The sequence below is a fragment of the Chelatococcus sp. HY11 genome, from assembly GCF_018398335.1.
Lineage (GTDB): Bacteria > Pseudomonadota > Alphaproteobacteria > Rhizobiales > Beijerinckiaceae > Chelatococcus.
Genome location: NZ_JAHBRX010000002.1, coordinates 639,499 through 658,570, shown reverse-complemented (window position 1 = coordinate 658,570; position 19,072 = coordinate 639,499). Strand labels below are relative to the sequence as shown.

Sequence of the window (19,072 nt, the reverse complement as noted above, 5' to 3'; positions counted from 1 at the left end):
GCTTGCGCCATGGCATCATCCGAGAACCTGCCGCTTGAGCTAAAGGCGATGAATCTGCGCTTCGGCGCGCTCGGCAAGGCGGCGCCACAGGCCATGACCGCCTTTCGTTCGTTGATGGGGGAGGCGTCCAAAGCCGGCGTCCTGCCGTCCAGCACCAAGGAACTGATCGCTGTCGCCATCGCCGTTCATCAGGGATGCGCGGACTGCATTCTGTTTCATGTCGCCAATGCGAGGAGGCACGGGGCCAGTCGCGAGGAACTGGCCGAGGTGCTCGCGGTCACGATCGAGATGGGCGGCGGGCCCTCCGCCGTCTATGCCAGCCGTGCGCTCGAGGCATTCGACACGTTCACGTCCGAGCATATTTGATAAGGCGATAGCCTCGAACGAGCATGCCCGCATGCGAGCATCGACGGGCAGCTCCCCTCCGTTATTGAAAATAGCCGATCTATGAAAAATCCATTTTGTACAGAAGAAATAAAAGGCGTGAGACTTTTATATATAAGAACAATATTCTCTATATATATGCTTTACGTTTGCGCCGAAAGTCTATCCCTCGGCGGCTATCGGTTGGTCTGCAGCATATAGGATTTTGCCTCGCTCGCAGGCATCGCATCCTTCGCGTAGGTGAAGGTGCCATGGTCCCTGACCTCCCGCGCAGCGCGCATCAACCCTCCAAGGGCGGCGCGGGCAAATGAGCCGCCGACACTGATCCGCTTGACGCCTGCTTCGGCCAACTGATCGACAGTGAAAATCTGCCCTGCAAGGCCCATCACGACATTGACGGGTCGATTGACGGATGAACAGACTGTGCGAATAGATTCAAGATCTGGAAGGCCGGGCGCATACAGCACATCCGCTCCGGCTTTCTCGAAAGCCTGCAGGCGCTGTATTGTATCGTCCAGATCGGTCTTTCCATGCAGAAAATTCTCCGTCCGCGCGGTCAACAGGAACGGGTGTTTGCGGGCTTCTTCGGCAGCGGCGGCAACCCTCTCTGCCGCCAGAGCAAATGGATAAATCGGGTCTGAGGGATTGCCTGTCGCATCCTCGATTGACCCCCCAACGAGGCCGGCCATGGACGCCATCGCGATCGTCAGCGAACAAGCGGCCGGGTCTGGTCCAAAACCGTCCTCCAGGTCGGCGGAGACCGGAAGATCCGTCGCCTCAACGATATCGCGCGCGTTCTGCAGAACGGCGTCCCGCGAAAGCGCCGCGGCGGAATCCTGCCGTCCGATTGCGAAGGCAAATCCGGCACTCGTCGTAGCCAGCGCCTCGAAGCCCAAAGCAGTCAGGATGCGCGCGGAGCCCGCATCCCACGGGTTGGGAATGACGAACGCACCCGGCCGATGATGCAACGCTCGGAATGCCTCAAACTTGCTCGTTTGGCTGGTCACGTTTCCCTCCCTTATTGGGAAATCGATATGTAGCATGATCCGAACAAAAAGAGAACATTTCAAGTTTTACCCGCGGTGGACTTCGTCGCCAAGGATTGGCTCTTGATCGGCGGTTGTCCCCAGTGGCGGTTCATCATCGAGCGGCTTCCACGCTGCCGACAACTGGAGAGGGCGCTTCGGCGCTCTAACCTATTTTATTGCAAGCATAATCTTATCGACCCTCATTTCACTGCGGTCGGATTATGCTCTAGCGGCGGCGCGAAGCGGCGCAACCTCAGGGCGTTGGTGACGACGCTGACGCTCGACAGGGCCATCGCCAGCCCGGCGAACATCGGCGACAGCAAAATGCCGAACGCGGGATAAAGCACGCCCGCCGCGACGGGGATGAGCACAGCGTTGTAGCCGAATGCCCAACCGAGGTTTTGCGCGATGTTGCGCAGGGTGGCCCGTGACAGGGCTATCGCATTGGGGACGTTGCGCAGATCGCCCGACATCAGCACCACATCGGCACTTTCGATAGCGATGTCGGTGCCTGTGCCAATCGCCAGCCCGACATCGGCCTGGGCAAGGGCCGGGGCGTCATTGATCCCGTCACCAACGAAGGCGACCTGCCCCCACTGGGCTTGCAGCCGCTTGACGACATCGGCCTTTCCAGTGGGCAGGACCTCGGCAACCACATCCGTGATCCCGAGCTCTCGCGCGATGGCCTCGGCTGTCTGGCGATTGTCACCGGTGATCATGACGATCCTCAGGCCGAGCTGCCTGAGGGCGGCGAGCGCCGCCGGTGTGCTGTCCTTCACGGGGTCGGCCACAGCGAGGAGAGCAGCGAGTTTGCCGTCGATCATCACATAGAGAGGGGACCTGCCGCTCGCAGCGAGTGCTTCCGCGTTCTTCGCCAGCGGCGAGATATCGACCACCTCGCGTCGCGCAAGGCGGTCGGCGCCCACCAACACCGAGTGTTCCTCGACGCGCGCCACCACGCCGAAGCCGACCTCGGCGAGAAAAGTCGCCGGCTCCGACAAGGCGATGCCGCGCCGCTTCGTCTCGGCGACGATGGCTTGTGCGATGGGATGCTCCGATCGGCTCTCAGCGGATGCCGCGAGACGGAGCATCTCCGCTTCCTCGAAACCCTCCGCGACGATGATGTCGGTGAGCTCAGGACGGCCCTTGGTCAAGGTTCCGGTCTTGTCGAGCGCGATGGTCGTGATATCCCGCAGGGCCTGCAGAGCGTCCCCGCGCCGAAAAAGGATGCCCATTTCAGCGGCCCTGCCGGTCCCCACCATGATCGATGTCGGCGTTGCGAGGCCCATGGCGCAGGGGCAGGCGATGATGAGGACGGCGACCGCGTTGGCGATAGCGAAACTCAAGACGGGCTGGGGACCGACAAATGTCCATATGAGGAAGGTTGCCACGGCGGCCGCCATCACGGCCGGCACGAACCATAGGGTGACCTTGTCGACCAGCGCCTGGATGGGCAGCTTGGAGCCCTGCGCGGCTTCAACCGTCCGGACGATCTCAGCCAGCAACGTGTCTGCACCGACCTTCACGGCCTCAAACTGGAAAGATCCGGTCTTGTTCACCGTGCCGCCGATGACCGCGTCACCCCCAGCTTTTTGGGCGGGGACTGGCTCGCCGGTGATCATGGATTCATCGATATAGGACGAACCGGAGATGATCGCGCCATCGACCGGCACACGCTCGCCGGGGCGCACGACCACGATGTCACCGCTGCGAACCTCGTCGATGGGGACGTCGCGCTCAACGCCATCCCTGACAATCCGCGCGGTCTTTGCCTGCAGAGTCATCAACCTGCGGATAGCGGAACTCGTCCGGCCCTTGGCCTTGGCCTCGAACCACCGTCCGGCGAGAATGAGCGTGACAATGACGGCGCCGGCCTCGAAATAGGTGTAGTCCATGCCCTCCGGCAGCCATGCGGGGACGAAAGTCGAAACCACCGAATAGAGATAGGCCATCGAGGTTCCGAGCATGACGAGAGAATTCATGTCCGGTGCGCCGCGCAGCAGGGCGGGGGCGCCCTTGCGATAGAACTGGAGCCCGGGCCCGAACTGCACCACCGAGGCAAGGACGAAGGCGATCCGCCGCATTGTGCTGTCGCCGATGGTGCTTGCCAGCAGGTGGTGCAGGCTGTCTGAGATGTGCGTGCCCATTTCCATCACGAGCAATGGAAGGGTCGCGATCGTCGCCAAGGCGAGGGACAATCCGAGCTGCCGGATTTCTTTGTGGTGGCTGACGTCCTCCTGATCCCGCTGGCCGCTTCCCGCCGTGGTCGGCACGGCCGCATAGCCGGCTTTTGTGGCGGCTTCCGCCGCTCTGCCCGGCAGGCTGCTCTCGCCGACATAGCGGATATGAGCCTTGCCCGTGGCCAAGTTGACGTTGGCCTCAAGAACGCCGGGAACGGCCGCAAGGACCCGCTCGACGCGACCAACGCATGAGGCGCAGTTCATTCCCTCGATAGCGAGATCGGCCTCGTTGCTGGACACCTTATAGCCGGTCCTCTGGATGGCCTCGGCGACCGCGGCGGCGCTTGCTCTGCCCGTGTCGATAGTGGCCCGTGCGGTAGCGAGGTTCACCGCTGCCTCCTGGACACCCTCCACGGCCCGGATGGCTTTTTCGACGCGGCCGACACAGGAGGCGCAGTTCATCCCCTCGATAGGCAGGACGAGCCTCCGGTACTGAGGCTGTCTGATGTGTGTGACGACGGTCATGGGCCACCTTGCTAGCGTGCGTGGCTGACAGTCGTGAGGGTTGCCACTGTGGTAAGGTCAAGAGTGTTTTTTAGTGAGCCGATGTGTTCATTCGACCTTGACCTTGCCATATGGCAGGGGGCGAGTTTCGTCTCACCAACCCCTTTGAGGAAAAAGGCCCATGTGCGATGCACGCGCCATCAACAAGCAGGATCATGGTCCGGCAGCCGATGCGGGCAGCCCCATCCACGTCGCGGACATGACCTGCGGTCACTGCGCCGCGACAATCCGAGGTTCCATCGAGAAGGCTTTGCCGGGAGCCTCGGTCAGCATCGATCAGGACGCGCGGCTTGTTTCCGTGGCGGGCGCTGACCCTGCAAGGGTTCGCGAGATCATCGCTCTGGCCGGCTACAAGCCCGACAGCCCGTGAGCATGATAGCACGGCATGGACGCCGTGCTGTCATGATTGTGTTCACGGCGGCGAGGCTGCATGGCCCGGACATGTCCTTGTTTCGTCTGCGCCTGAACGATGGCCCTGTTCGCCTACGTTGCCGTGTTATGGGTATGTCGAGAGCCGTTAATAACACTTATTCGCGTCAGGCATTGCTGATCCCGGCGGCGATCCGTCATTGAAGAAATATTGGATAGAGTACTTCCGCATTCGCTGATTGGCGGGAAGTGCTCTATCCGATTACTCTTATGTTTTCAGTCGGAAAGCTTAAGCGACCTTCCAGAAGCTACGCTAGCCGCGCTTGACGTTCCAGAAGGCCGGCAGCCCGTTGAGGATGCCGGTCAGATCGGCCCGATGGGCTGTTGCGAAGAAATACTGGCCGAGCGGTGCGTAAGGCACATCCTCGAACGCCTGTACTTGCATGTTGGCCGCGATCGTCTTGCGGGAAGCCTCATCGGAGGCTTCGAGCCAGGCATCGCGCAAGGCCTCGATCTTTGGCGCGGTCGGCCAGCCGGGACCGGTTGGCTTGCCATTGCCACGGATGAAGGCATGGCCGGCGGGGGTCGACTGATCCATGCCGCTCCAGAAGGTGCTGAAAATGTTCCAGCCCCCTTGTTCAACGGGATCCTCCTTGAACCGGCGCTGTACGAGCGCGCCCCAGCCCATGGCCTGATAGTCGACGTTGAAGCCGATCTTCGTCAGCATATCGGCGGTCATGTCCGCCAGGGCTTTCAAGTTCGGGATATCCGCGGGAGCAAGCACAACGATTTTTTCCCCGTTGTATCCCGCTGCCTTTACTGCGGCTTTGCTCTTTTCGAGGTCGCGCGGTCCTGTCAGAACCTCCATTCCCGCACTGCTCGCGTAGGGCGTGCCGGGGCAGAAGTAGCCGACGCCATCACGCCAGAGCGTGGTGTCGTCTCCGACGATGGCCGTCATGAAGTCGCGCTGATCGATCGCGCCCAGCACCGCGCGACGAAGCGCGGGATTGTTGAAGGGCGCGACGAGATGGTTGAAGCGCAGCGTGCCGATCTGTCCTGTCGGATCCGCGATGCGCACATTGACGTTCTTGTCGCCGCGAAGCGCAGACAGAAGATCAGCGTCCGGCGTCCACCACCAGTCGATCTCGCCCGACTTCAACGCGGAGAACGCGGTCGAAGGATCTGGAATGATCGTCCATTCGACACGGTCGAAATGCACGATCTTGGGACCGGAGGTCCACTGCGTGGTGCCGCTCTGGCGCGGCACATAGCCGTCGAAGCGCTCGTAGACGAGGCGCGCGCCGGCCACCCGCTCGTTGGCGACAAAGCGGAAGGGCCCACTGCCGACCATCTCCGTGATCTGGGTGAAGGCATCCGTGTTGGCCAGCCGCTCTGGCATCATGGGACAGATACGGGGATAGGACTTGCCGAGAGCATCAGGCAGAAGCGGGAAAGGCCGCTTCAGGCGAAAGACGATGGTCTTGTCATCGGCCGCGGACAGCTCATTGGTCGCGGCCATCAGCGCACCGCCGAACGAATCACGCTTGGCCCAGCGCTGGATGCTCGCGACACAATCGCGCGCGAGCACGGGCGATCCGTCATGGAACACGAGGCCGGGACGCAGCGTGAGCTTCCAGGTGAGGCCGTCGTTCTCGGTCACCACGCCGTCGACCATCTGCGGCACGGCCCGGTAGCTGTCGTCCTGCGCGAACAAGGTGTCGAAGACCATCAGCGCATGGTCTCTTGCGGGATAGGTCGGGGTCCAGACGGGATCGAGGCCGGCGACATCCGTCTGCGGCACGAATTTCAGCACCCGTTGCCGCTCCGCCGCGATCACGGCCGGCGCGGCTAGCGCCGCGGCGGTCAGCGCTGCTCCGCCCTTCAGGAATTCACGTCTACGCATAGCCCCACTCCTCTGGCTTCGTTCTTCATCGTTGTTGAGGTCTGAAGCAGCCGCTACCCGTCGCTTTCGAACGATTGCCGCCTGCTTCGCACTTTGGCGTTGTCGCCTGGGTGGCCCCCTGCTAATGTTATATTTACAATACAAACAAACACGAACCGCAAGAGCTGTTTAAGGCCGAGTTTGAGGGGTTTTCTTCTTTGCAGTCGGAAGAGACGAATTATTTTCGCCTGTCCGGGGACATCGCGCTTGTCACCGGGGCATCACGCGGCATCGGGCGGGCTATCGCCGTTGCTTTGGCTAAGTCGGGCGCGCATGTCATTTTGAACGCGCGTGATGCTGAACAACTCGAGGCCAGCCGGGCTGAGCTCGCGCGGGAGGGATTGTCGGTTTCAGCGCTCCCGTTCGACGTCACGGATACCGCAGCGGTCGAGGCGGCTGTTGCGACGATCGTGGAGCGCCATGGCGGCCTCGATATTGCGATCGGCAATGCCGGACAGTCGTTACGCAAGCCGCTTGGGCAGTTTGGCAAGGCCGACATGGCCCGCTTGATGGATGTCAACCTCAGCGCGGCCTTGGTTTTGGCGCAAGCGGTCGCGCCGTCTATGCAGGCGCGCGGGGGAGGGCGCATCCTGTTTACAGGGTCCATGCTCGGCCAGATCGCCCGGCCGAACAATGCGCTCTATGCGGCGACCAAGGCCGGACTTGCCGGGCTGGTGCGTGCCCTCGCGGTCGATCTCGGGCCGCGCGGCATTCGCTGCAACGTTGTCGCTCCTGGCGTCGTGCGCACCGCGATGACAGAAACCCTGGCGGTTGATCCGGCGGTCGATGCCTTTGTGAAACAGAGGACACCACTGGGGCGGTGGGCGACACCGCAGGATATTGCGGGCGCCGCGCTTTTCCTGGTTTCACCGGCGAGTGCTTTCGTCACCGGGCAGGTGTTGCTCGTCGATGGCGGCATGTCGATCCAGGCCTGATCCTGTAATCGTTGGCCTGGCGGCCGCGCTCTGACATGCCGGACTGAGAATCAAGATGTTGATTTACTGCATACGTCGCGTCTTATCGACCATTCCGGTGATGTTGTTCGTGGCGTTCTTCGTCTTTAGCTTGCTCTATCTCGCGCCCGGCGACCCCGCGCTGATCATCGCCGGGGATCATGCGAGCGCGGACGATGTCGCGCGGATCCGACAGGCACTCGGGCTCGACCAGCCGTTTCTCATTCGTTTCTGGGACTGGCTCCTGCAGGTTACCCGGGGCGACCTTGGGCAGTCCATTTTCACGAACCTGCCGGTCGCCCATATGATCGGCCAACGGGTAGGCCCGACCTTGTCGTTGATGGTGCTGACCATGGTCCTGTCGGTTGTCATCGCGGTCCCCATCGGTGTCGTTGCCGCCTGGCGCAGGGGCTCGTGGGTTGACCATTTTGTCACTGCCGGAGCGGTTTTCAGCTTTTCAGTTCCCGTCTTCGTTGTCGGCTATCTACTTGCTTATGTTTTCGCCGTTCAGCTCGGATGGCTGCCCGTTCAGGGCTACACGCCGTTAAGCGCCGGAATTCTCCCGTTTTTGGGAAATCTGATCCTGCCTGTTCTTGCGTTATCGGGGGTCTATATCGCGCTCATCGCGCGCATTGCGCGGGCCGCGATGATCGAGGTCCTGACGCAGGACTATGTACGGACGGCGCGCGCCAAGGGCCTTGGGCAGGGGGCCGTCCTATTCGTCCACTCATTGAAGAATGCGGCGGTTCCCATCATTACGGTCATCGGCATCGGTGTGGCGCTGCTGATCGGCGGCACGGTAGTCACCGAAAGCGTTTTCGCCATTCCCGGTCTCGGGCGCCTCACCGTTGACGCCATTCTGAGGCGCGACTATCCGGTCATCCAGGGTATCGTGCTGATTTTCAGCATCACTTACGTGCTGATCAATCTTGTCGTGGATATTCTCTATACCATCTTTGATCCCCGAATTCGGTACTGAGGGCGTGTCATGACAGTCGAACACGCAACCCTCCCGCTTGAAGTCTCTTCCGAACGCCGGGGACAGACATTGCGGCGTCTGGCGAGCCATCGCCCCTTGCTCCTCGGAGCAACCATACTTCTCGTCCTCCTCCTCATCGCAGTCGCGGCGCCCCTGCTTGGAACCGTGGATCCCGCGGCATTGTCGCCAGCGCGGCGCAACCGCGCGCCATCGGAACTTTACTGGTTCGGCACCGATCAACTTGGCCGGGACATTTATTCGCGCGTGATCTACGGCACGCGTATATCATTGATTGTCGGGCTTTCCGTCGCAGTTCTATCGGCTGCGGCCGGGATCATCGTGGGCATGACTGCGGGTTACATCCGCTGGACCGATGGCATCATCATGCGGATGATGGATGGATTGATGTCGATCCCGCCCATCCTGCTTGCGATCGCCTTGATGACGTTGACCCGCGGATCGCTTGGAAATGTCATTCTCGCGATCACGATATCGGAGATCCCACGCGTTGCCCGCGTGGTGCGCGGCGCCTTGCTCAGCCTGCGAGAGCAGCCTTTCGTTCTCGCCGCCGTGGCAACAGGCGTAAGCGTCCCGCGGATCATGCTGCGCCACATCCTTCCCAATATCATGGCGCCGGTCATTATTCAGGCCACCTATATTTGCGGAGCGGCTATGCTGACAGAAGCCATTCTGTCCTTCATTGGCGCTGGTCTGCCGCCCACCATACCGTCCTGGGGCAACATCATGGCCGAAGGCCGCGCACTGTGGCAGGTCAAGCCCTATATGATTGCCTTCCCGGCGATCTTCCTGTCCATCGCCATCCTCGCCGTGAACCTCGTCGGCGATGGTCTCCGCGACGCCCTGGATCCGCGCTTGCGTGAAAGATAAGAGCGCTGTCCAGCATAGATAAAGATTCTGGGAAACTGTTCAAAGCGGGCTCCGACACAAACTGGTCATTCCAGCAAGTCACCCGGCCTCATAGGCCGAGCACGCGCGGATTGAGACAATGCGAGGGGTCGAGCATTGTCTTGACGCGTTCCAGCAGGCCGCGAGACTGCGCGTCCATGGCTTCCGCGAGATTGTAGTAGCGGCCGGATTGCAAATGGATCGCTCCATTGCGGTCCATGATATCGCGCAGGGCCGTTCGCGTCCGCGTGACGAGCTCTCGCGCCGCGGGATTGGCGGGAAATTGCTTCTGGCCGGGCCGGCTGTCGATCGGCAAGTAGTTGTCATGGACCGGGCCAACCGCGTCAGGCCAATACATCATGGGCTCGATCAGCACATAGGCGCCCTGGGAGGATAAGAGCCAGTTCAGCCGGATGCCGTGGCGAAGGAGGTCCGCGTTGATCCCCGCCGCGTACGCCTCCATGTCGGCCATCGCCTGCCGCGCGCTTGAGAGCGACATGAGGCCATGCACCGGCACCCAGCGTTCGCCGGCGGGCCCAAGGAAACCGCGGAGATTGAAGGGGCGCGCCCGCGCCGCCTTGGCGATGGAGGCGACGATTTCCGTTCCGGATTTCTGGCATATGCCGCGCGCGATGACGGCGGAGGCCTCGGCTGCCGCTTCGCTGACACCTTCCATGATGAGATGCATGGACCAGGGGGCGCCCGCGATTTCGGACTGCGCACGCTTGAGACCGGTGACATCGCGGAGCGCCCGGCCGATCGAGCCAGCCTGGGCCGCGACGGCCCTGACCGTCTGCACCGTCTCGCCGAAATTGACCTTGCCGGCCAGCTCACCTTTATCGCGGTCGATCACGAAGCATCGGGTGGCAACACCGGCATGCTGCACGCCGGTGAGAGCCTGCAACATCGCGGCGGTCGTCGGAAAGGTGAAGGAGGCAAAGCTGCAGGGTCGCTCAGGTATAAGCCGCAAGGCTACCTCGGTCTTGACGCCGAAGGCACCGCAGTCCCCCAGAAAGAGCCCCGTGAGATCAGGGCCGTTGTTGCGATAGAAAGGGGTGGATTGCTGGGTCGCCCAGCTGCCCGTGCGTATTGTCGAGCCGTCTGCCAATACCACTGTAAAACCGATGATGCCATCCATCGAACCCGGCACATTCTGCGAAACCGCGCCGCCTACGGTCGAATGGCCGCCCGAAATGGGAACCGCGATCTGGGGCCGTAGCCCATGGGGTTTCAAGGCATCAGCCAGTCGCTGCCATGTGCAGCCCGCGCCGACGACCGCGTAGAGATCATCCGCCGCGACATGGACGTGGTCGATGCGCTTCGTATCGATGACAACGGCCTTGCGCGCCGGGACGACGCCAGCACTGTAGGACAGGCCGCCACCCCTCGACACGATAGCGGTTTCGCTGGCGGCCAGAAAGGATACGATCTCAGCTACTTCGTCTGTTGTGGCAGGCTTTATCACAATATCAGGCAAGACCTGATCATTCCAAACGAACAGATCGGAGCCGCCGACTTCCTGTGATCGTCTATCTGAAAAAACATTGTCCTTGCCGGCAATCTCAATCAACTTGTCGGCGAGCATGTGTCAACCTCAGATGGTTTAGGTGTCAGGTTCCTTGCGGCTGGACAGAGCTAGCATCGCTAGCGCGGGCTCGCAGGGCTATACTTGTGCTTTAACCCTAGGCGATAAGTCGCCCATTGCGTGTGGCAGCGCGGAACTCTTCCTCGACGGGGCTTCCAATGTTATTGGACTTGGGTTCTAGATCACTTCTGGTGAACTCCGGCTCACCGAAATTGCTCTAGGTCTTTGTTTTACGCATTTTCTTCACGCGAACCGGTTTCCACTTCGCTCGAAAATGCTCTCACGCGGGGTATTGGCCCAGCACGAAGCAAGGTAAGCAAACGAGCGGCCTCGCTCTCATCTATGTCGCCAGCTTATCCTCGGCCCAGCCGCAGCCGCCAGATCTGCCACTATGCATGGCGATCAAAGTTGATCGTGAGTGCGATATCCCTCTAGGTTATTTTGTTATATAGTTATATCATTGAAGTCGGCGTGGCAAGCGCATCATGGGTGCTGGCTTACAAGCTTCAATGGTTGCTGTGCGGCATTTGGACCAATCTGGTGCCGTGCGAGCTGAGCTATCGACGCGGCAAGCGGAGCTCCCCGAAATCGTCGGCATGCTGGTGAGGTTATGACCTACAGCGCGGGAAGACGCGGCCGAGCTGAGGGTTTGGGTTTGGTGCGCGCGGATCGATCTGATCCGGGGCTTTAAACCTTTTAGCTGGTTGATATTTCACCGCAGAACCTACAATTGAGCATCGTTGTGTGATTCTATCGTTGCTTGATTCAATGTTCGTGGCGAATATTGCGAGACAAAATAGGGGAAGCAGATGACGCGGACGAGCGCCAAGGAAGGAAGCAGCGTCAATGCGAACCTCAAGGCACCACTCTATCACCAGATCTTTCTCATTCTGCGGGATGGGATTCTCGGCGGGACTTTCAAGGTTGGTGATGTTCTGCCCGCCGAGCATGAAGTTGCCAGTCTTTACGGTGTCTCACGCATAACAGCGCGGCGGGCGTTGACGGAGCTGGCGCTGGCCGGGCTTGTGTCGCGCGCTCGCGGCCGGGGCACCATCGTCAAGTATCGACCGCCCACGCCACCGCTGCGGGCGTCTGTCGCGGCGTGGCTCGAGGGCGCGACCGTTATGGGCCAGACGACCACGGTGAAGGTGATCGAGTTTGGCTACGGTCCCGCGACCCAGTTGGAGGCGGAAGCACTTGAGCTGCCTGCTGGGACCGAGGTGCAACACTCGCAGCGCGTGCGTTATTTCGGCGACTTCGCCATCTCTCTCCTCGTCACCGTCATTCCCGCCCGGATCGGCCGCACATTTGATCGCACAGGTCTTGCGCGAACGCCGATGCTGTCGCTGATCAAGCGCTCAGGCGTCAAAATCGGTCATGCGCGTCAGAGCATCACCGCGACGCTCGCGGATCAGAATATAGCCACGCGGCTTTCAACCGAGATTGGAGCGCCGTTGTTGAAGGTGCAGCGCGTCGTCAGCGATCATGCTGATGAGCCAATCGAATATTTGACGGCCTATTACCGGCCCGATCGCTATCAACTGGAGATGGTGTTGAGCCCGTCGCAGACCGTGGAGACGATGAGCAGCACGCTGAGTGAACTGACAATGCAGCCGGCCGAGGCCAAGAACGGGAAGCGGTAGGGCGTGGTCCCCCCGTTTGTTAGACAAGTCCCACTTGGCGCTTTACCGATGCGGTGAGGATATGTATGTCTTAAAGATAATACAAACGAAGTTTTGCACCCTGCGGCATGATCATGCGTCAGCGAGCAATCTACGGTCTATCAAGCAGATGCTCGGTACGATCATGGTCTGGGTGAAGAGTGGAACATGATGCATTCGCACACTCCGTTCTCCGATGTTCGTAGCGGGTCCGCCAAGGGAATGATCGTTGCCGACGGCATTCGGGCAGCTGCCGGAAGAACACCGTCGAAGACGGCGATCATCGCGGGGGAGCGGCGTCTCACCTTCGCGGCGCTGATCGAGCGGATTGACCGGGTTGCCAATCTCGCGCATGCCGGGCTGGGGCTGCGCCACGGTGATCGCGCCGCGATCCTTTCGCCGAATTGCCTCGAATACATGGAGATCATCGCCGGCCTGTCCTCTGCGGGCGTTGCCACGGCAGCCATCGGCCCGGTTGCCTCCGAGCCGGAAATTCGCTTCATCTGCGAGGATTCCGCAGCGCGGGTGCTTTTTGTTGATCCCGCGCTTGAGGAAAAGGCGCGAGCCTCCGTCCCGCCGAGCGTTGAGCGCATCATTTCACTCGGTGGGCCCTATGAGGAACTGCTCGCCCGATCCTCGACAAGGCTGTGTCCTGTCGAGGTCAGTGAGACTGATATTTTCAGTATTCCCTACACATCCGGAGCGACCGGACGCCCCAAGGGCGTGTTGCTTTCTCATCGAAGCCGTGTGCTCTCCGCCTTTTGCCTGGCGACGGAGCATGGCAGTTACACGCCGGACGATCGTGCCGTGGCCACGACCCCGATGTTCCACGGTGCAGGCCTTCTCATGGCTCTGGCGCCAGTATTCTTCGGCGGCACTGTCGAAATTCTCGGTAAGTTCAACATCGAGACCCTGCTTGCAGCAATTACGCGTCTACAGGCTACGTCGGCCTATATGGTTCCGACGCACCTCGCCGCCCTGCGCAATCTCGGCAGCAAGGCCAGCCAGTTCGACACGCGCTCGCTGCGGACCGTCGCATCCGGCACGGCGCCACTGTCGCAGGCGCTGAAAGAGGAAGCGATCGCCTATTTCGGCGAGGGCAAGCTCTACGAGCGCTATGGTTCGACCGAGGCGGGCGTAACATCATGTCTGCGACCCCAGGATCAGCTGAGAAAGATCGCCTGTGTCGGCCTACCGCTTCCCTTGACGCGCCTTAAGGTGATCACCGAGGACGGGCGGCAGGCGGGTATTGACGAGGTCGGCGAGCTCGCGATTGCCTCGCCCTATATGTTTTCAGGCTATCTTAACCTCCCCGAACAAACAGACCAATCGTTCCGCGATGGCTGGTTTATCAGCGGGGACCTAGCCCGCATCGATGAAGAAGGCTATCTCTACCTGGTCGATCGCAAGAATGACATGATCATTTCGGGCGGCGAGAACATCTACCCCCGCGAAATCGAGGAAGTTCTACTTGCGCATCCCGCCGTGGCTGAATGCGCTGTGACGAGTATCCCCCACGCCTACTGGGGGGAGGCTGTCGCCGCCTTCGTCGGACTGCGTCAAGGCGCAACGGTCAGTGCGGATGAACTGGCCGATGTTTGCCGGAGTAAGCTTTCCCGTTACAAGGTGCCGAAAGAGTTTATCTTTGTCGAGAAGCTGCCTCGCAATAGCATGGGCAAGGTCTTACGCAGGGAATTGCGGGGCCTCCTGCCTCATGAACCCAGCGCGTCATAAAACGCGTCTTGGGGAAACCGCGATGCGATCAGTACATCGGTTCATGCTGTAAGGAATGCTGGCATTTCGCTCGGGACACTTCGCCTGAGCGAAATAGGGGAGGCTCATTGTCGGCATCCGCCCGCCGCCCTGGTCGTGATTATCCCATTCGCTAGGCAGCGTTCGGACGCATTCCCATATAAAGCTGCGCGACGCGCTCGTCTTCGAGAAGCGCCTGCGCGCGGTCTTCAAGACGAACCTTGCCCAGTTCAAGGACGTAGCCGCGGTCGGCTGCGGCCAACGCCTTGCGAACATTCTGCTCCACCATCAGAACAGATTTTCCAAGCTTGGCGAGGTCGCGCAAAACCGTGAAAACCTGATCGACGATGCGCGGCGCGAGCCCGATGGAGGGTTCGTCGAGCATCAGAACCTTCGGATCCATCATCAGGGTCCGCGCGAGTTCCAGCTGCCGTTGCTGGCCGCCTGAGAGACTCGAGGCCTGCAAACCGCGCAGTTCCGCCAGCGCCGGAAACATCGTCTCCATCTCCTCATGCCGGCGTTTCAGGACGTTGCGATCCTTGATGAGGTAACCGCCCATCTTGATGTTCTCCGCGACGGTCAGCCGCGGAAATATGCTGCGGCCCTGCGGGATATAGGCCAGGCCTTCGAGCAGCAGCTTCTGGGCCGGCAGCTCGGTGACATCTCTGCCGTCGAGTTGCACATTACCCTGCCGCACCTGGATCAGGTTGACGATGCCCTTGAGCAAAGTCGACTTGCCGGCGCCGTTCTGACCGATGACGCAGACGATCTCGCCTGGGGCGACATTGATATCAACGCCGTTGACGATCATGCGGCCGCCGCCATACCCGGCCTTGAGATCGCGAATGGCAAGTATTGGTTGGGATGTTTGTCCGCTCATCTCGCGCCTCAGCTCAAATAGGCTTCGATAACCTGCGGGCTTGCCTGAATGGCCGCCGGCGGCCCGTCTTCCAGGACTTTGCCCTGGTGCAGGACGACGATACGCTCGGCGACTGACATGATGAACTCCATATTGTGCTCGATGACCACAAGCAGGAGACCCATCTTCGGCGCCTGATCGAGCAGAAAATCATGCAGAATATTCAGCAGCGTCGGGTTGACGCCCGAGGCGGGCTCGTCGAGAAGCAGCACCTTGGGTGAGCCCATCAAAGTCGAGGCGATCTCCACGAGGCGTTTCTGGCCGAAGGACAGGTCACTCGCGGGCCGGTTGGTGAAACGCTCCAACCCAACCATCCGCAGAAGTTCGCGAGCCTTGTCGACGGTGGCGCGGCTATGCCCGCTCCCGCGAAAAATGCCTGCGATCTCGCTGCGCAAAGTCTTGTCCTGCGCCGAGAACAGCATGTTCTCCAGGCAGGTCGCCTCTGGCAGAACTCTGCATTCCTGGAAGCTGCGTGCAAATCCCAGGCGCGAGAGGCGGAAGGGCGGCAGGCCATCGACGCGCTCGCCCATAAAGCGGACTTCCCCGCTGTCGGCGCTCTGGCGGCCGCAGATCACGTCGAACAACGTCGTCTTGCCGGCGCCATTCGGACCGATCAAGGCGACGATGCCGGGCTTGTCGACACTGAAGCCCGCGCCGTCCAACGCGACAACGCCGCCGAAGCGCTTGGCGATGGCTGAAACCTCGAGAATTGGGGCCATCGGTCTATCCCTCGCTCTTCACGGTTCGGGTCGCGCCCGGCGCCTCGTCCGCCATGCGATCGCGCTTCATTTTCGACCAGACGCTGTCGGCGAGGCCGAGCAGGCCGCGATTGGCGAAGAGCGCGATGAAGACAAGAACGAAGCCGAAGACGATAAGACGGAATTCCGCGGCAACACGCAAAAACTCGGGCAAAGCAATGAAGATGAAGGCGCCGAGAATGGGTCCTGCGAGATAGCCGGGCCCGCCGACAAGCACGATGGCGACGACATTCATGCTGGCGTGCAGATCGAACATCGTGGGCGCCGCGACGCGCAGGAAGGTTACACTCAGGGCGCCACCCACGCCCGCGATAGCCGATGAGATGACAAAGACCGCGAGTTTGTGCGCGAAGACGTCGACGCCCCGCGAGGCGGCCATGGTCTCGTCCTGGCGGATGGCATCAAGCGAGAAGCCGAAGGGGGATCGCGCGATGAGCCACTGCACGAACAAGGTGCCCAGCATGGTCAGCAGTGCGAGCCAGTAGAAACCTCGAGGCGTCCGGAATTCGATGGTGAAGTCGCCGATAGACAGGGGCCGCGGTCGGGGAACACCAGGTAGACCTTGCGCGCCGCCGGTAATCCCGTCGAGGTTGTTGAAGAACGTATAGAGGATCATCCCGACGCCCAGCGTCACGATGACGAAGAAGTGGCTGCGCAGCCTGAGGCAGGGGATGCCGACGAGCAAACCTGCGAAGCCCGCGACGATCGCTGCGGCGAGCATCGCTTCCGGCAGCGCCCATCCCGCGTTCTTCATCAGAAGCGCGGCCGTATAGCCACCGACGCCTGTGAAGGCCATATGCCCAAGTGACAGTAAGCCTGCCTGGCCATAGAGCAGGTTAAGGCCGATAGCCGGGATGATCGCGCACAGTGTCAGGGTGAGCGTGTTCACGATATAGGGCTGGTCCGGCAGTAGCACTGGGATGAGAGCCGCGAGGATGATCGCGGCAACCAGCGCGAGAAGCTTCATGGACTTCATGGCTCACCACGCTCCCGCTTGCCGAACAGACCATAGGGGCGGAAGAGGAGAATGCCGATGAGGGCGGCAAAGACCACCGCGTCACGGTAGTCCGTCGGCAGCACGAGCGTGGCCTGCGCCTCGAGGACCCCGATCAGAAATCCACCGACGATCGCGCCCGGGACGCTGCCCATGCCGCCTAGCACAATGGCCGTGAGGCCTTTCAAGAGAGGCAGGTCCCCCATTGCCGGCGAGATGAGGAAGAGCGGGCCAAGTAGCGCGCCGGCCAACGCGGCGAGCGCGGTGGCGAGCGCGAACGTCATCAGGAAGATGCTGTCGGGATTTACCCCAACCACCCGCGCGGCTTCCAGGTTTTGGCTGGTCGCGCGCAGGGCCGTGCCGAGCCGCGTGTGGCGCAGGAAGAGATCAAGGCTGACAACGGCAACCAGTGCCACGCCGATGATCACGAAATGCTGGGCCGTAAAGCTCAACGGCCCCAGTCTTATCTTACTTTCGACAGTTTCGACGCGCATATGTAGCGCGAGCGGTCCGAAGAAGTAGATAATGCTGTTCTGCACGATCATGATCAGCCCCATCGAGGCGACGATCTGCATGCTCAGGCTGCCGCGCAGGTGCTGGAAAATGCCTTTTTCGAGCAGGCAGCCGACCAGAGCCAATACGAGCATGGACCCGAGTATCGCGACGAAGTAATTCCCGGTCAGTTGCGCAAATATGACCTGGCAGACATAGGCGCCTGCCATGAAAAGAACGCCGTGGGAAAAATTGAGAACGTGCATGACACCGTAGATCAGCACCATTCCGAGCGCGAACAGGGCATAAATGGCCCCCATCATCAGTCCGTTCATGCCCTGTTCGGCAAAGGCCAACATGCCTTTTCACTCCAATCCTGGAAATTTTATGCGGTCAGCTGCTGCAAGCCGCGGCGAGAGCTTGCGGCAAGGCTATCTTGCGCGTGCCGTCCTTGCACCACTGGGTGACATAGAACAGCGGAGCGGCCTGGTTGTTCTTGTCGAATTTCAGATCGCCGGTCACGCCCTTGTAGTCGACGCTGACCAACGCATTCCGGATCGCTTCTCCGTCGGTGACGGTGCCTGCCTTTTTCATGGCCTCAATGGCGACCATGAGCCCATCGTAGGATTGGGCGGCGAAGGCATGGGTCTCGGCGCCGAAGCGAGCTTTGTAGGCCTCCGTGAAGATCCTGGCCTTCTCGCCGGGAGCGGTTAGCGCGAAGGCGGAGCCCTGGACCATTCCAGCGACATGATCAGCGCTCAAGCGGTGTAGAAAGCGGTCCGAATCCATCGCGAGCGTCCCGATGAGTTGTACATCGAGGCCCGCATCGCGGATCTGCTTGATGGCGAGCGCTCCTGCTTCCTCATCCATGCCGAGCACGATGGCCTTGGCGCCGGAGTTGCGAATGTTTGTGATATGACTTGAGAAATCAACTTCGCCGACATTGTAGAAGCCGATATAGCCGGACTTGATTGTCTCCGGCAGGATCGCGCGTCGGCCGGCCACAGCGCCCCTGCCCGTATCATTGTTGAACGTGAGCTCGGCAACGGGGCTCAAGTTCTTCTCGACAATGAAGTCGACGATCATGCGATTTTGCGCCGCATTCGGCGCATTGACGCGGAACAGATAGGGATTGCCCTGGGTCGTCAGGTTGTCGGCGGTCGGCACCGTCAGGATCAGCGGCACCTTGTAATCCTGGGCGATAGGGGCCTCCGCGGCGGCGACGGGCGTGCACAGCTCGCCGAGGGCGACAGGCACTTTGTCGACACTCGCGAGGCGCTCCATGATCGCCGCGCCCTCGGCGACATTGCAGCGGGAGTCGTAAATCTTGAGCGCGACCTTATAGGTCTTGTCCCCGATCTTCACGCCGCCTGCCTTGTTGATGTCCTCCTCGGCGAGCTTGAAGCCGTTGATCTGGTACGAGCCGGGTGCCGCCATGGGGCCGGTCGTGGCACTGATGATGCCGATCGTCACCACGTCTTCGGCATAGGCGGGCATTCCACCGAAACAGGCCGCCATGGCGAACGCGGCGGCGAGTGTTGATCTATACCTCGTCATTCTTACGTCCCCTTGGTTATATTTTGGTCGTCATTGTATCGGCTCGGGT

16 protein-coding genes are annotated in these 19,072 nt (G+C 60.9%); 7 read left to right on the top strand and 9 right to left on the bottom strand.

Annotated features, from left to right (window positions below; translation table 11 throughout):
- Positions 1 to 9: 9 nt before the first annotated feature.
- Positions 10 to 366: a carboxymuconolactone decarboxylase family protein gene (locus tag KIO74_RS24015; protein ID WP_213337463.1), complete on the top strand. Its 357-nt coding sequence runs from the start codon at positions 10 to 12 to the stop codon at positions 364 to 366.
- A gap of 194 nt (positions 367 to 560) precedes the next feature.
- Here the strand turns inward: KIO74_RS24015 and KIO74_RS24010 are convergent, their stop codons facing one another.
- Positions 561 to 1,427, bottom strand: a complete 867-nt coding sequence (locus KIO74_RS24010) for an isocitrate lyase/PEP mutase family protein (RefSeq protein ID WP_213337462.1) — start codon at positions 1,425 to 1,427, stop codon at positions 561 to 563.
- Positions 1,428 to 1,612: 185 nt separating this feature from the next.
- Positions 1,613 to 4,117: a heavy metal translocating P-type ATPase gene (locus KIO74_RS24005; RefSeq protein WP_249731458.1), complete on the bottom strand. Its 2,505-nt coding sequence runs from the start codon at positions 4,115 to 4,117 to the stop codon at positions 1,613 to 1,615.
- A gap of 160 nt (positions 4,118 to 4,277) precedes the next feature.
- Between KIO74_RS24005 and KIO74_RS24000 the strand changes: the two genes are divergently transcribed.
- Positions 4,278 to 4,526, top strand: a complete 249-nt coding sequence (locus KIO74_RS24000) for a heavy-metal-associated domain-containing protein (RefSeq protein ID WP_213337460.1) — start codon at positions 4,278 to 4,280, stop codon at positions 4,524 to 4,526.
- Positions 4,527 to 4,838: 312 nt separating this feature from the next.
- Here KIO74_RS24000 and KIO74_RS23995 read toward each other — a convergent pair whose 3' ends face one another.
- The gene (locus tag KIO74_RS23995; RefSeq protein ID WP_213337458.1) at positions 4,839 to 6,428 is read right to left on the bottom strand and encodes an ABC transporter substrate-binding protein; all 1,590 of its coding nucleotides are present in this window, start codon (positions 6,426 to 6,428) and stop codon (positions 4,839 to 4,841) included.
- A gap of 197 nt (positions 6,429 to 6,625) precedes the next feature.
- Here KIO74_RS23995 and KIO74_RS23990 point away from each other — a divergent pair, with 197 nt between their 5' ends.
- Genes KIO74_RS23990 through KIO74_RS23980 form a run of 3 tightly spaced genes read left to right on the top strand, consistent with a single transcriptional unit; the run spans position 6,626 to position 9,287 of the window.
- Positions 6,626 to 7,402, top strand: coding sequence for an SDR family NAD(P)-dependent oxidoreductase (locus tag KIO74_RS23990; protein ID WP_213337457.1), 777 nt, complete (start codon positions 6,626 to 6,628; stop codon positions 7,400 to 7,402).
- A 55-nt stretch (positions 7,403 to 7,457) separates the two neighbouring features.
- Positions 7,458 to 8,399, top strand: coding sequence for an ABC transporter permease (locus KIO74_RS23985; protein WP_213337456.1), 942 nt, complete (start codon positions 7,458 to 7,460; stop codon positions 8,397 to 8,399).
- A 9-nt stretch (positions 8,400 to 8,408) separates the two neighbouring features.
- Positions 8,409 to 9,287: an ABC transporter permease gene (locus KIO74_RS23980; protein WP_213337455.1), complete on the top strand. Its 879-nt coding sequence runs from the start codon at positions 8,409 to 8,411 to the stop codon at positions 9,285 to 9,287.
- 88 nt (positions 9,288 to 9,375) lie between these two features.
- On the opposite strand, the gene KIO74_RS23975 is transcribed toward KIO74_RS23980, so the two are convergent.
- Positions 9,376 to 10,782: an FAD-binding oxidoreductase gene (locus KIO74_RS23975; RefSeq protein ID WP_213337454.1), complete on the bottom strand. Its 1,407-nt coding sequence runs from the start codon at positions 10,780 to 10,782 to the stop codon at positions 9,376 to 9,378.
- Between the two features lie 917 nt (positions 10,783 to 11,699).
- On the opposite strand from KIO74_RS23975, the gene KIO74_RS23970 reads away from it, so the two are divergent.
- Together KIO74_RS23970 and KIO74_RS23965 are read left to right on the top strand one after the other, a co-directional pair.
- On the top strand, positions 11,700 to 12,533 hold the full coding sequence (locus tag KIO74_RS23970; RefSeq protein WP_213337453.1) for a GntR family transcriptional regulator: 834 nt from the start codon (positions 11,700 to 11,702) through the stop codon (positions 12,531 to 12,533).
- A 186-nt stretch (positions 12,534 to 12,719) separates the two neighbouring features.
- Positions 12,720 to 14,285, top strand: coding sequence for a class I adenylate-forming enzyme family protein (locus KIO74_RS23965; RefSeq protein ID WP_213337452.1), 1,566 nt, complete (start codon positions 12,720 to 12,722; stop codon positions 14,283 to 14,285).
- A gap of 151 nt (positions 14,286 to 14,436) precedes the next feature.
- Here KIO74_RS23965 and KIO74_RS23960 read toward each other — a convergent pair whose 3' ends face one another.
- The 5 genes from KIO74_RS23960 to KIO74_RS23940 are packed head-to-tail and all read right to left on the bottom strand — an operon-like array spanning position 14,437 to position 19,023.
- A complete protein-coding gene (locus KIO74_RS23960) occupies positions 14,437 to 15,183 on the bottom strand; it encodes an ABC transporter ATP-binding protein (protein WP_213337451.1) in 747 nt (248 codons plus the stop codon).
- An 8-nt stretch (positions 15,184 to 15,191) separates the two neighbouring features.
- Positions 15,192 to 15,941 (bottom strand): ABC transporter ATP-binding protein, encoded by a 750-nt coding sequence (locus tag KIO74_RS23955; RefSeq protein WP_213326467.1) that lies wholly within the window; start codon positions 15,939 to 15,941, stop codon positions 15,192 to 15,194.
- 4 nt (positions 15,942 to 15,945) lie between these two features.
- Positions 15,946 to 16,956, bottom strand: a complete 1,011-nt coding sequence (locus tag KIO74_RS23950) for a branched-chain amino acid ABC transporter permease (RefSeq protein ID WP_213337450.1) — start codon at positions 16,954 to 16,956, stop codon at positions 15,946 to 15,948.
- The gene (locus tag KIO74_RS23945; protein WP_213337448.1) at positions 16,953 to 17,825 is read right to left on the bottom strand and encodes a branched-chain amino acid ABC transporter permease; all 873 of its coding nucleotides are present in this window, start codon (positions 17,823 to 17,825) and stop codon (positions 16,953 to 16,955) included. The genes KIO74_RS23950 and KIO74_RS23945 overlap by 4 nt, the downstream gene beginning before the upstream one ends.
- Before the next feature lie 34 nt (positions 17,826 to 17,859).
- Complete coding sequence (locus tag KIO74_RS23940) at positions 17,860 to 19,023, bottom strand: ABC transporter substrate-binding protein (protein WP_213337446.1); 1,164 nt, start codon at positions 19,021 to 19,023, stop codon at positions 17,860 to 17,862.
- Positions 19,024 to 19,072: the final 49 nt, after the last annotated feature.